Here is a 12410-nt window from a genome sequence, read left to right as displayed (position 1 = left end):
AGTTTGAAATCAGCCGTAAAATTATTCAATAACGAAAAGTCAAAGATTCTACCGTTCAAGTAATCTATATGAATGACAGAACTTTTACTCACGAAACGATTCAATAAAAATGTAACTATGTAAAATAAATACACTTGAAAAAAAACCAAATAACAACTAGTTACTAATTGACTAATCATCCAATATTCTTTTTTAGTATAACGAATAATGATATTGAAGTTTGAAGCTTTACTCTCTTTATTAACGTAACTTAAAGCATTGAATAAAATATAAAATACCAAAAGAATCAAGCTGTGTGGAATGGTAAAGATCGAGCGACTATCTACATATTGGAATGACGGTAGTCCCCTAAAAAAGTAAGCTAAGTGATCATACATCGATGGACTGCCTAACTCTGGGTTCTTAAATAAAAATTCTGAAAAATTCAAAATAGCTAAAAATAGAATTGGAAAAAAGCTATAGAACTTAATGACCATACTTCGTTTTATTTCAGAATAAATTAAATTTATTGTTTGTCTATAGGTCATAAAAATCACACCTTTTTATTTGATCCGTTCGCACGATAGTTAATACGCTCAATGATAAAAAAATGATCGTTAGCAATATTTGAATAAAAAGAATATACGGTACTGTGAATTTGGAATAATCAATTCCAAAAACACGATATAAAAATTGTACGTGTGGCGGTTGCTTTAAGTCCCAAATAATTAACGCAATGATAATAACTATGCCGTATATTGAACGGTGAAATATCCACCGAGAAAAAAGTAGTACCGTAAAATTAATCATTAGAAAATTAACAAAACACAAAATGAAAATAATTTGGATCGTCAGGATATTCCATTCTTTTGCCATTCCTGTTATAGCCATGAAAACGCTATTTTTTTCTTGCCAATTAACAATACTTGATGTGTAACGAACATATGTCAGATAATTAGCGACGCTAACTACCACTGCTAAAATAATCGAAAATAACATACCAAAAATCAACTGATGGACAAATAATTGTTTTCTATTTTCCATACGAATCAAAGTATTTACTTGAAAATCAGATTCAATTATAATCGCAAAAAAAATAGTAAACGGGAGAACAATAAAAATCCCCATTTGATTGGCTTTAAACAAGTTCACATATCCATCAGCAATTGAGTAATTTAATTGATTAAACTGAAATTGTCCAATTTTATATAATGACATCAAATAATTTGCGAATAACGACACTATTATCGTCCCAAGAAACAATAGCGGTTTATCAATTACTCTATTTAAAAATCGTCGAGTCACTAATTTCATTAACCTCATCCTTTTTTCTTTCTATATGCTGACATCACTGGATAAAAGGAAAACAGAATCATTATAAGTGTTACAATCGATGATTTCAGAAAAGTTACTCCAATATCAAGCCCTTCTGAATAAGGCTTGATAAAATTCGTTGGGCCAAAAGCCTCAAAATTAAAGATACTTAAAACTGTTATTAAAAAGAAATTCATAATAAATGGGGAGAATAATACAATAAACTCATACTCGGCAATAAAAGCAATGGATAAGCAAAAAGTGGCATACAATCCCCCGATAATAAAAATTAGGACAAAATAAAAAAGATTAAAAAGAAGGGGATGCTCAACAAATAATTGAGAAAAAATTCCTGTATCCAAGATAGGAAACATCGAATCACCTATTTGTATCGGACTCATGGGGAAAACATTCATATACAAAAAAAGATTAAAGATAGCTGGAAAAACTGCGGCAGATCCTCCCGTTAAAAATAATACACACCATTTAATAAAAAGATAATTGGATTTTTCCATTCGAATGTATATCGTATTCACGTATTTAGATTTAAGGTCTCGGTACATCGAAGCACCATAAGGTAATGCTGCCAATAATGGAATGATTATAAAATAATAATAACTTTGAACGCTAGAGGGGTTTCCACCCATCCAAATGCCAAATAAAATACTGGGGGATTTAAAAATATTTGTTTCCGAATGACTGAGTAACATTTTCCCAAGAGGCATATATTCAATAAAGTGCCACAAGGCTAGTCCACCACCCAATATCAGCGAAGCAATAAATTCTTTTGAATAAAAACCTCTTCTTAACTCAACTTTAAATACATCTCTCATTCTTCCAACCACCTAGTGACTATTTTTACTTTATATAACTGATTCGATTCACCAAATATTTGACCTTTTGAGTCAACCATGAAAAAAATTTCATTGTTAACCGATTTCAAAGATTTTTCATCAACAACAAACGCTAAAAAAATTGTCTTGTCCACTCCTGAATCTAACAAAATCGTTCCATCCTTCGAAAATGGATTTGACAACATGGCCTCTTGAGTTGGAAATTTTTCTTTTTGATTACTTAAAATTGTTGCTGAATTTCTAAAGAAAACAAATGGTTCAGTTGAATTGTTTTTTAATTCTAATTCAATGGTTAAATAAAAATTATCTCCTAATAGTGTATTATTTTCATCCATTTCAATATTGTCATATAGATACTCTTCTTTACTTACTTTCGGGATATTAAAAAGTTTTTTCGAAAGCGTTGCCTCTATTACTTTAATGGATAGTTCTGCATTCTCATAATTCTGTTTCATTTCAATGATATTCATATCACTCGTATCGAACTTCAAATTATCAGGGGTGTTTTTTAAGCTTGAAATTTGATTCGATTCATATTCATTTTTGGGTTTGGGCATAAAATTATTGTTATTGTTGAAAAAATAAACCAACCCTACTAATAGAATGCTTACTAGGCCAAATATATAAGTGAATAGTTTTTTTCGCATAAATTTCTCCTATATCTGCATGATTAAAAATTTACTAACATATCTCATTTTATTTGTTACTTAATCAAATACTGTCTGGACTCCATAACATTTTAACGTGTGAACAATTTGGACCTACAAATAATCCACCGTATCGATAACCGTTTTCATAAACATAATTGGAGATATACTTAGCTTGCCCCTTAGCCAATGTGTAAGCCCCACCCCATCCTTTTGAACCATACATAGTTCCGGAAGCAGTTGCGGCATATGCTGTAACTGTATAACTACCATTGGATTGATCATTATACGAATACATTGATGACGCATCCGTTTTAGATCTAATAGGAGTAGGCAAATCACTACCGTCTCCATTGTAGTATCGATCAAAACGAGTATCTGTGTGATTATTCGCAAAAACAGTAGGGATGGGCGAATTCAAAATGATTGTTGAAATACCTAGGATAGATAAAATAATCATGAATACTTTTTCTTTTTTCATTTACTAATCTCCTCTGTAATATGTTAGCAAATTTTAAATTAACTATACTCCTCAAATTTTAACAACGCAATAATTTTTTAGTTTATTAAACAACAAAAAAATAAATCGATTATAAAAAACGTTGACTACATATTTATAAAGGAGTAGTATCTACCTCAAGTTGATCGATTTTTATTTGTAGTTAAATTTTTAAAAAAAGTAGTTGGAAGGGATAGATAAACATATGAAAAAAAATAATCCTCTTGTTTTAAAGGTATTTCTTGGATTTGCAATTATGATTGGATTAGGGATAACATCGACAAATTATGCATCCGCTAATAATCATACAGATACTCGCTTCGCTCGATACAGTACTGGTGATGGTGGAGACTCTGTAACTTCTCCTCGATCAAAAACTGACCTTACATCAATGTACGCATATAATGATCAATCTACTCTATACGTGTACTTACGACCTGTAGGGAGCTATGGCGGTTCTACTTTTTATACGAATCAAGTAGCAAGTGGATATACTTATTTAGGTGTTGGAAGCGCTAAATATATCAGCAATTATGTACGAGAAACAGTCGATGCCAATGGGAAATCAAAACCAAGCTATTCACATGCGGCTTTTCTAATCTCACCAGGGTCTCATTCAAAAACTTGGATTAGTTTCTTATGGAGTCCCGACAGCGTTTAACAAAATAACATAGATACGAATCAATCAACGATTGTTTTAAGAAAGTATAGGTGCTATAAATGAAAAAAAATCTATTAGCCATAACTATGTTCATGATTATTATTTTTTTTATTTTCGGTATAATTGTTTACAAATCCGACATTCTACCGAAAATGGGTACAGATTTCTCTGAGCAATTAAAGCATGAAAGTGAATCTAAAACGCTCAGTACAACCTCAAATCGGACAAAGACCATTTCAGAAAACCAAATTCTTGAAAATGAAGATTTCACTTTCTTAGTTGAGTCCTCTATCATTTCCAAAAAAATTAATCATCTTAATCATGTTGATCCTAAATACTATGTTTTATCAGATGTTGAAGTAGATGGGGATAATACCTTTCTTGACAATCATTCTTACTTAGAAATTGGTGTGACTATAACAAACACGAAGGATAGCGATTATACGATTGAATTGGCGAATATATCTCTCTTTACCGAAAAAGAACAGGAATTGTTCAATGTCACAGATATTTCTCTTACTAGTACAACAAAAGATATTGAAAAAAAAGAAAGCTTTAAGCTAACTTTAAAGCCACAAGAAAGAAAAAAAATCTACCTAGGATACGTTCTACTCGATAGTGAGTATGATTCCCTTAAAGATAATTTATATATTTTACCTGATTTGAATGGTGTTGTGGCAATGGACCCACAATACTTAACAAAAGTTAAACTTGATATTAAGGAGAATTAATCAATGAAGAAAATGATTTCCTTAGAAATAAAACGAGCACTATTCAATAAAAAAATGCTGATTTCTCTGATTGTCGGAATGCTAATTTCAGGTCATCAAATTTGGCTCTACTTGCATACAAATGATGTCGGAAATATGAAGCAAATGGTAGGCTACTTTGAAGAGCAAGCAATGGATGCACCTGACTACTTATGGAGCGCCTGGATAGGTGAATCAGGTATGTTATTTAACGGATTTTTGTTTTTTTTGATCTTACCACTTTTAGCTGCATTTCCACACGGTAATTCTTACATGTTAGATGAGAAAAATGGTTACCTAAAAAGTGTTTTTACACGAACAAAAAAGAAAAATTACTATTTTGCAAAATGGATAGCAACCTTTTTTTCAGGTGGATTAGCTGTCATTATTCCCTTAATTTTAAATTTTCTTTTTTTTATGACCCTTTTTCCAATTATAGGGCCGTATCCTGAGACCGCTCATGCTGGAATAACAGATATTAGCACGTTGTCACACTTATTCTACTCCACTCCTTTTTTATATGTCGGACTCTTTTTTATTATCATTTTTATTTTCGCTGGAATTTATGCCACTCTAAGTTTAATTGTCACCTTTTTTACAGATTATTCTTTTATTATTTTTTCATTTCCTTTCCTAATCATTCTTTTTGGAACAATGATTCTAGATTTGGCAGATCTATCCTTTTTAAGCCCACAAGAATTTCTTTACCCTTTTCAAGCAAAGATTAGTCTCCCGCTTCTTGTATTAGAAATGTGCTCATTTCTAATACTGTCTCTATTTAGCTATTTACACTTCGGAATGAGAGGAACAGATTAGTGAATCAATTAAAAACTCTTTCTTTTTATCTTAAGAACGTTCAACGTTTTTGGATATTTTTCTCTTTATTAATTGTCTATCTATTGGGTAGTTTAGCGACTAGTATTTTTTTTATTATTAATCGATCACAACGTGAGTTACTTGAATTTTCATTAGCTGATAGCTTCATATTGATCGGTGAACCTTATATTCATGGTTTCATCGTTACCTTTCCGTACGTGATAACATTATGTTTTTTGTTCTTTCAAAACTTTAATTCTCACCATGTCTTAAGTTTTAAAAAAAGACAGACATTATGGTATCAACAATCATTTATCATTGTTACTTCGAGTCTTTTATGGACGCTATTAATAGGATTTCTCGTATTTATCCTTTCATTTCCTTTTGTCACGACGTCAATGAATTGGGATAGTATGAATAGTTTCTTCTTTTTTAAAACAGGAACATTACTAGATATTTCTTTTGTTATAGTTGCTACACTCACTCTGTTTACCATCTGGATTTCTCTATTATTTATAGGTTCAATCTTTCTATTGATTTATTGGTATACAGACTCATTTATGCTCTGTTTTTTCTTCAGCCTACTCTTTTTAGGATTAATGCAGCTTTATTCTTTTTTTTCTTATCACTCTTTCATAGATCAAACAAGGTTTGCTTATAAACAAATACTCACTTTCATTTTCTGCTTAGTTATGTTCTATGGATTCGCACACTTAAAAATAATTACTCGAAAGGATTTTCATGAATAGATATCGGTTTTTTCAATCTCGAATACTTTCAATTTGGTATTATTATTTGATCACAGCATTATTCACAGGAATTAGTTTCTTTCAGCTGGTAAAAACACCTCACCTAAATAAAATTTCTTTAGGTGATAGCCTCGTTTTCTTATTTCTAGGGATTCAGCCTATTGAAAATATAGGGATGCTAGATGTTTTTAGAATTCCTCTTTTGTGGTTAAGCTTATTTATTTTTATCTTTTATTCTATAAATATCACCATTCGGCCTGCAACAGGAACATTGAATTATTTGCTGTTTTTTTCATTTAAAAAACGAGTCTCCTTTTGGTCATTTAAAGTATTATTAACATTCTCCACTGTTTTTATCCACTTTTCCGTTATTTTACTTACTTCAATATTATGTGTTTTGATAAGCGGGAACTTTTTTTCTCTTACGCCAACACAAAGTTTTTCAGAGTATTTTATAGGCGCAAGCTCTTCTTTTTCGAATGTTTCGATTTTTACTAATGTTGTGTTTATCCCTTGGTTAATTTGCAGTACTTTAGCTCTACTTGAATTATTAGTTACTTACTTTTGGGGTGAACTTCAAAGTTTTCTTTGTATCATTGCTTATCTAGTTATTTCAGCTTTTTTCACTTCACCTATTTTTCTAGGGAATTACTTAATGCTTTTAAGAAATAATGTTATGACGTCTTCACTATCCACTACTCAAATAAACAGTTATACTGGTCTACTCATCTCTATATTTTGTCTTTGTTTTTTTTATGTGATTGGATGGAATAAAATCAAAAAATGGGATTACACGGTATGAATGAAAGGGGAAAAAATGAAAATTATTATAGATGATGTCTCAAAAAATATAAAGAAACTACCTATTATTACCAATGTTTCGCTTCATTTAGAAAGTGGGAAAATTTACGGACTTCGAGGGAAAAATGGCGCCGGAAAAACCATGTTACTTCGTCTGATATGTGGTTTAGTCTTGCCTACATCAGGGAAAATTACGATTGATAATCTGGAACTGGGTAAAGATCTCTCTTTTCCAGATAGTTTAGGTATTCTAATTGAGAACCCTGGATTAATCACAAATTATTCTGGTATAAAAAATTTAATGACACTCGCTTCTATCAAAGATGAAATCGATCAACATACGATAATAGACTTAATGAATTACTTTGATTTAGATCCAAATGATAATAAAAAAGTTAAAAATTATTCACTAGGTATGAAGCAAAAAATCGGAATTATTAGTGCCGTCATGGAAAATCCCAAAATTATTTTATTAGATGAGCCACTTAATGGTTTAGACGAGGAGTCTACTCAAAAAGTCTTGGATTTATTAACGAATCGAAAAGAAAAAGGTGCCTTAATTATTGTGGCATCTCATGATAAAGAGGAATTGGACTTCTTGGCCGATGAAATAATTGAAATGAAAACTGGTAAGGTACTTAGACAATACGGAGTTGATAAAAATGCTCGATAAAAAAAAGAAAAGAATTGTCATGCTATCAATACTTAGCCTCTTCCTCTTATCCATATTATTTTTCAAATCTGTTATAACCGTTAATAATATTTATCGCCTACCCAAAGAAACGATTCATCAAATGAATGTACCTTTGAAAGTTCCTAAAAATACTAGTTTAGAATTCTATGTAAAGGATGCACATTTTATAGCATCTACAGAAGTCTCGCAATTCGCGCCTAATTTTTATGCACAATCAAAAGATAACGGACTATCGTATACCCTTATTTCAGTCACTCTAAGCGTGAATAATAAATCGGATAGCGAACAAAATATTGAAGCGTTAATGATGGCTATGCTTACGGTAAATGATACATACTCTAATGGTGTTTCTCTACCAACAATGCTTGAAGTAAATAACGGTGAAATAACCCAAAATATCGCTGCTCAACAAACCGATGAAATCACTTTATACTACGCAATCAACAAGAATAGCTTGAGTAAACAGACTTATAAGCGTCTATCTTCTCAAAATTTTTATTATACTTATCAGTTATCACCAGACGTCGAGAGGGTTCAATTGTTATTTAACTAATCGAAGAGAAAGACTTAGGTTGACTGACATTTCAACATTTTTAACCAAACAAGGGACCGCGACTATATCGCGATCCCTTGTTTGATTATTCCGTCTGTTCCCATATATTCCAGGGATATTCAGACGGCAATTTTGCCTCCACGTGTATTGGTTCTTTTTTGATTGGGTGTTCCAAGCTTAATGATTGTGCCCATAAAGCAATTTGTTGCCCAACTTTACTGGTCTTTTGACCATATTTTTGATCGCCATAAATTGGATGTCCCATGGCTGATAGCTGGACTCGAATTTGATGTGGTCTCCCCGTTTCTAATTGAACGGCAAGTAAGCTAAAGCCCTCTCGACTAGCCAATACTTGATAATTCAAAATGGCTTTTTTTGCACCTGGATGTTTACTTGAAACAACTGCTACTTGATTTTTTTGCGTATTTTTATATAGATAATCGGTTAACTGGTCCTTTTTTTGTTTTGGGACACCGTGAACGACTGCCCAATATTGGCGCTCAATCACTTGACGACGCATCATATCGGATAGACGTGATGCGGCTTTTGACGTTTTAGCAAAAACCATGGCACCACCAACTGGACGATCTAACCGATGCACCAAGCCTAAATAAACGTTGCCTGGTTTATCATCACGAACTTTTATCATTTGTTTTAAACCGGTTAATAAATCCAAATCACGACTACTGTCTTCTTGAACAGGAATATTTCGTGGTTTTTCGACCAATAAGAGATGATTGTCCTCATACAATATTGGCACTTTCATAAAATCCTTCTCCCTTAAGTATAATGTTTCAATCATATCACACTCAAAAGAGAAAGATAGGTTTCCCAATCATTTCACTAAACTTTAATATAACTATAACCTTGCGTTTGCAATTCGATTAAATCAAGAACCCCCGCCGGTACAACTTTCACTGTATCCGGTAATTTGTCTTCAGAAATTTTCTGTCCGCGTAAAGCATTACGGCAAGCGTGAAACACAATAGGGGTCGTTTGAATGAAGGCTTGGTTCTCTTCACTTAAATACCCTTGGACCGCATCGCTATTCGCCAAAATAATTACCGCTATCTCTTGTGTTTCTTTCAATAAATTTTGGACATTTCCTTTGACTCGTGGCCAACGGTTGACATCATCAATATGAAAAACAACTTTCACTTTCATCAAACCCCTTTACTTATTTTTTAATAATCATATTAATCGCTTGTTCGACTTTTTTGGCTTGTTCTTCTGGGTCTTTATCTGGATCAATAAAACAATTTTTTAAATTTTCAGCCATAATAATCCCCATCACTCGATCGATTCCCGAGCGAACCGCGCTTAATTGCGTAATAATATCAAGGCACTCTTGCTCGTCTTCAATCATTTTTTGAATGCCTCTTAATTGGCCTTCTGCTCGACGAAGGCGGTTCATAATTTTTTTGTTTTCTGCTTCCATTTCTTCACCCATACTTTCTGACCTTACCATACCGTATTTAGATGAATAAATTCAAGTTTGAGGCTTCACTGTCACCTAGATACGTTGCAACGCCACCATATTCAACAAAATCATATAATTCGGCTTTTTCAATTCCCATAATATCCATACTCATCGTACATGCAACGAATTTAACACCTAAGTCGCTTGCTTTACCAATCATGGTTTCTAATGAATCAACATTTTTTTCTTTCATAATGTGTTTCATCATTTTCGCACCCATGCCACCCATATTCATTGAAGAAATCGGCATTGATTGTGCCCCTTTAGGTAACATCATATCAAACATTTTCGCCATACCACGTTTTTTGATTGCACGTTTTTTCAGAGCACTTAGTCCCCAGAAAGTAAAGAAGATCGTCACGTTTTTACCCATCGCAGCGGCACCTGAAGCAATAATCATTGAAGCTAAGACTTTATCCATGTCACCACTAAAGACCACCATTGTTGCGCCATCTTTCGTTTCGTGAAGCACGCCTTCTTGCGCTTTAGATAAATCGGGTAGTTGTTGGTCTGTCGCTACTGCTTGGCCTTTTGTAATTAACGCTACCACTTGACTACCTTGAATATCTGTTGAAACTAAAGTATTTCCAGTATTTTTACACCAAGCAGCGATATCAGCACTAAAACCAAAGTCACTAACTTGAATGGATAATTGTTGCCCATTTTCCATGCGGTCAATTTCTTGTTTCACTTTTAAAATTGGACCTGGACATTGCAATCCACGAGCATCGACTTCAACTATTGCTAAATTAGAAACAGCAGCTGCAACACTAGCTGGAACTTCTTTGGTTGGTGCAGCAAGCGCAATATTTTTCAATTCATATTTTGCTTGTTTATAAGTTTTGTAGCCACCATCTAAGTTGCGTACATCAAAACCATGACTCATTAACACACGTGCCGCATTATAACCACGTTGTCCAACTTGACAATAAACATAAATTGTTTGATCTTTTGGCAATTCATCGACTCTTTGACGTAACTCATTCAACGGAATTGAAGAAGTATTTGGCAACAGACCGGCTGCTTGTTCAAACGATTCACGAATATCTAAGAAAAAGGCACCATTTTCTAAAAGGGCATCGACTTCATGCCATTGAATGATCTGAACTTTTCCGTTAATGATATTATCTGCAGTATAACCTAACATATTGACTGGGTCTTTCGCACTTGAATAAGGTGGTGCATATGCCAACTCAACACTTGCTAAATCAGAAGCTTTGGCGCCAAAACGCATCGCTGTCGCTATCACGTCTACACGCTTTTCAACCCCATCAATTCCAACTGCTTGCACACCTAAAATCTTCTCATCATTACCAAATAATAACTTCATATGAATTTGGCTCGCACCTGGATAATAACCGGCATGCGAATTTGGATGTAAATGAATGGCGTGATAAGCAATACCTTTTTGTTTTAAAAGACGTTCACTATTCCCAGTTGCCGCAATCGTTAATTCGAAAACTTTAGCAACCGATGTTCCCATTGTTCCTGGATAATCAATTTCTCCGCCATTTAAAACATCTGCCACTAAGCGTCCTTGACGGTTAGCTGGCCAAGCAAGTGGTACATGTGTTGCTTCTTGTGTGACAAAATCAGGAATTTCAATCATATCACCAATTGCATAAATGGAGTCTGCACTTGTTTGGAAATTTTTATCGACTTTGACACCACCACGAAAACCAAGTGTTAAACCAGCTTCCTTAGCTAAGGTGTTTTCTGGCGTTACACCAATTGAAAGTAATGTCATATCTGAGCGTAATACGCGACCACTTGTTAAAACTAAGCGACGGCCAGCTTCTTGAAACTCTTTCAGTCCATCGTTTAAAATTAAGTTTACGCCGTGTAAATTAATTTGTTGGTGAATTTGTTGAGCCATTTCAAAATCAACGTTTGGCATCACTTGAGGCGCCATTTCAACTAATTGAACTTGAATCCCAAGTTCTACTAAATTTTCCATCATCTCAAGACCAATAAATCCGCCACCAATAACTGTTGCCGTTTGGACATTATTTGCTTTAATGTATGCTTGAATCTGATCCATATCCGGAATATTTCGTAAACTGAAAACATTATTTGCTTGATCCAATCCATCGATTGCTGGAACAATTGCTTTTGCCCCCGTTGAAAGAATCAACTCATCAAAACTTTCGACATAAGTTTGTTTTGTTTGGTGATGATAAACAGTCACCGTTTTTTCAACTGGATCAATACTTGTTACTTCTGAGAAATTACGAATGTCTAAATTATATTGTTTTTCCATTCCTTCTACTGTTTGCAACAATAAATTGTCGCGCTCTTTGATTACGCCACCTACATGGTAAGGTAATCCACAGTTCGCAAATGAAATATATTCCCCTTTTTCAAATAAAATAATATTGTCTGTTTCACTTAAACGACGTAGACGTGTCGCTGCTGTCGCGCCACCGGCTACCCCACCAATGATTAAAATTTTTCGTGCCATCTAAATATCAAGCTCCCTTCAATTAAGAAATATACCTTACTAGGGTATATTTCGTCAATTACTTTTAACATTCAATTCGCAAATCAATCAACTTGACAAAAGGAATCAAACACGGTTTAATATACCCCGTAAGGTATTTAATCGAAAAGGAGC

The 12410-nt window shown here is 33.5% G+C and carries 14 protein-coding genes; 6 read left to right on the top strand and 8 right to left on the bottom strand.

Going from position 1 to position 12410, the window contains the following annotated elements; all coding sequences use genetic code 11:
- Nucleotides 1-516 precede the first annotated feature (516 nt).
- From ACFO3L_RS06965 to ACFO3L_RS06950, 4 genes are all read right to left on the bottom strand, one after another.
- Nucleotides 517-1221, bottom strand: coding sequence for a hypothetical protein (locus ACFO3L_RS06965; protein ID WP_379965190.1), 705 nt, complete (start codon nucleotides 1219-1221; stop codon nucleotides 517-519).
- A gap of 77 nt (nucleotides 1222-1298) precedes the next feature.
- Nucleotides 1299-2126 carry a hypothetical protein gene (locus ACFO3L_RS06960; protein ID WP_379965187.1) on the bottom strand — a complete coding sequence of 276 codons (828 nt, stop codon included), beginning with the start codon at nucleotides 2124-2126 and terminating at the stop codon, nucleotides 1299-1301.
- Nucleotides 2123-2794 carry a hypothetical protein gene (locus tag ACFO3L_RS06955; RefSeq protein WP_379965184.1) on the bottom strand — a complete coding sequence of 224 codons (672 nt, stop codon included), beginning with the start codon at nucleotides 2792-2794 and terminating at the stop codon, nucleotides 2123-2125. The genes ACFO3L_RS06960 and ACFO3L_RS06955 overlap by 4 nt, the downstream gene beginning before the upstream one ends.
- Before the next feature lie 64 nt (nucleotides 2795-2858).
- Nucleotides 2859-3275, bottom strand: a complete 417-nt coding sequence (locus tag ACFO3L_RS06950; protein WP_379965181.1) for a DUF2712 domain-containing protein — start codon at nucleotides 3273-3275, stop codon at nucleotides 2859-2861.
- A 274-nt stretch (nucleotides 3276-3549) separates the two neighbouring features.
- Here ACFO3L_RS06950 and ACFO3L_RS06945 point away from each other — a divergent pair, with 274 nt between their 5' ends.
- The 6 genes from ACFO3L_RS06945 to ACFO3L_RS06920 all read left to right on the top strand — a co-directional run bounded on the left by ACFO3L_RS06945 (nucleotide 3550) and on the right by ACFO3L_RS06920 (nucleotide 8316).
- Nucleotides 3550-3954 carry a DUF2712 domain-containing protein gene (locus tag ACFO3L_RS06945; protein ID WP_379965178.1) on the top strand — a complete coding sequence of 135 codons (405 nt, stop codon included), beginning with the start codon at nucleotides 3550-3552 and terminating at the stop codon, nucleotides 3952-3954.
- 59 nt (nucleotides 3955-4013) lie between these two features.
- Nucleotides 4014-4685, top strand: coding sequence for a hypothetical protein (locus ACFO3L_RS06940; RefSeq protein ID WP_379965175.1), 672 nt, complete (start codon nucleotides 4014-4016; stop codon nucleotides 4683-4685).
- Nucleotides 4686-4688: 3 nt separating this feature from the next.
- The gene (locus tag ACFO3L_RS06935) at nucleotides 4689-5519 is read left to right on the top strand and encodes a hypothetical protein (protein WP_379965173.1); all 831 of its coding nucleotides are present in this window, start codon (nucleotides 4689-4691) and stop codon (nucleotides 5517-5519) included.
- Between the two features lie 741 nt (nucleotides 5520-6260).
- The gene (locus tag ACFO3L_RS06930) at nucleotides 6261-7070 is read left to right on the top strand and encodes a hypothetical protein (RefSeq protein WP_379965171.1); all 810 of its coding nucleotides are present in this window, start codon (nucleotides 6261-6263) and stop codon (nucleotides 7068-7070) included.
- 15 nt (nucleotides 7071-7085) lie between these two features.
- Nucleotides 7086-7742 (top strand): ABC transporter ATP-binding protein, encoded by a 657-nt coding sequence (locus ACFO3L_RS06925; protein ID WP_379965169.1) that lies wholly within the window; start codon nucleotides 7086-7088, stop codon nucleotides 7740-7742.
- Nucleotides 7732-8316, top strand: a complete 585-nt coding sequence (locus ACFO3L_RS06920; protein WP_379965167.1) for a hypothetical protein — start codon at nucleotides 7732-7734, stop codon at nucleotides 8314-8316. The genes ACFO3L_RS06925 and ACFO3L_RS06920 overlap by 11 nt, the downstream gene beginning before the upstream one ends.
- Nucleotides 8317-8401: 85 nt before the next feature.
- On the opposite strand, the gene ACFO3L_RS06915 is transcribed toward ACFO3L_RS06920, so the two are convergent.
- The 4 genes from ACFO3L_RS06915 to ACFO3L_RS06900 all read right to left on the bottom strand — a co-directional run bounded on the left by ACFO3L_RS06915 (nucleotide 8402) and on the right by ACFO3L_RS06900 (nucleotide 12257).
- Nucleotides 8402-9082, bottom strand: a complete 681-nt coding sequence (locus ACFO3L_RS06915) for an RluA family pseudouridine synthase (RefSeq protein WP_379965165.1) — start codon at nucleotides 9080-9082, stop codon at nucleotides 8402-8404.
- Between the two features lie 77 nt (nucleotides 9083-9159).
- Nucleotides 9160-9474, bottom strand: a complete 315-nt coding sequence (locus tag ACFO3L_RS06910) for a DsrE family protein (RefSeq protein WP_379965464.1) — start codon at nucleotides 9472-9474, stop codon at nucleotides 9160-9162.
- A gap of 19 nt (nucleotides 9475-9493) precedes the next feature.
- On the bottom strand, nucleotides 9494-9754 hold the full coding sequence (locus ACFO3L_RS06905) for a metal-sensitive transcriptional regulator (protein ID WP_379965461.1): 261 nt from the start codon (nucleotides 9752-9754) through the stop codon (nucleotides 9494-9496).
- A gap of 37 nt (nucleotides 9755-9791) precedes the next feature.
- Complete coding sequence (locus ACFO3L_RS06900; protein WP_379965163.1) at nucleotides 9792-12257, bottom strand: FAD-dependent oxidoreductase; 2466 nt, start codon at nucleotides 12255-12257, stop codon at nucleotides 9792-9794.
- Between the last annotated feature and the right edge of the window lie 153 nt (nucleotides 12258-12410).

Origin of the sequence: Enterococcus eurekensis, assembly GCF_042654605.1 — a bacterium.
Taxonomy (GTDB): domain Bacteria; phylum Bacillota; class Bacilli; order Lactobacillales; family Enterococcaceae; genus Enterococcus_I; species Enterococcus_I eurekensis.
This window is presented reverse-complemented; position numbering and strand designations above follow the sequence as displayed.

Coding starts and splice junctions, on each gene's coding strand:
- ACFO3L_RS06935 (WP_379965173.1), top strand. CDS start 4,689: ATGAAGAAAATGATTTCCTTAGAAATAAAACGAGCACTATTCAATAAA.
- ACFO3L_RS06905 (WP_379965461.1), bottom strand. CDS start 9,754: ATGGAAGCAGAAAACAAAAAAATTATGAACCGCCTTCGTCGAGCAGAA.
- ACFO3L_RS06900 (WP_379965163.1), bottom strand. CDS start 12,257: ATGGCACGAAAAATTTTAATCATTGGTGGGGTAGCCGGTGGCGCGACA.
- ACFO3L_RS06950 (WP_379965181.1), bottom strand. CDS start 3,275: ATGAAAAAAGAAAAAGTATTCATGATTATTTTATCTATCCTAGGTATT.
- ACFO3L_RS06915 (WP_379965165.1), bottom strand. CDS start 9,082: ATGAAAGTGCCAATATTGTATGAGGACAATCATCTCTTATTGGTCGAA.
- ACFO3L_RS06960 (WP_379965187.1), bottom strand. CDS start 2,126: ATGAGAGATGTATTTAAAGTTGAGTTAAGAAGAGGTTTTTATTCAAAA.
- ACFO3L_RS06925 (WP_379965169.1), top strand. CDS start 7,086: ATGAAAATTATTATAGATGATGTCTCAAAAAATATAAAGAAACTACCT.
- ACFO3L_RS06955 (WP_379965184.1), bottom strand. CDS start 2,794: ATGCGAAAAAAACTATTCACTTATATATTTGGCCTAGTAAGCATTCTA.
- ACFO3L_RS06920 (WP_379965167.1), top strand. CDS start 7,732: ATGCTCGATAAAAAAAAGAAAAGAATTGTCATGCTATCAATACTTAGC.
- ACFO3L_RS06930 (WP_379965171.1), top strand. CDS start 6,261: ATGAATAGATATCGGTTTTTTCAATCTCGAATACTTTCAATTTGGTAT.
- ACFO3L_RS06945 (WP_379965178.1), top strand. CDS start 3,550: ATGATTGGATTAGGGATAACATCGACAAATTATGCATCCGCTAATAAT.
- ACFO3L_RS06940 (WP_379965175.1), top strand. CDS start 4,014: ATGAAAAAAAATCTATTAGCCATAACTATGTTCATGATTATTATTTTT.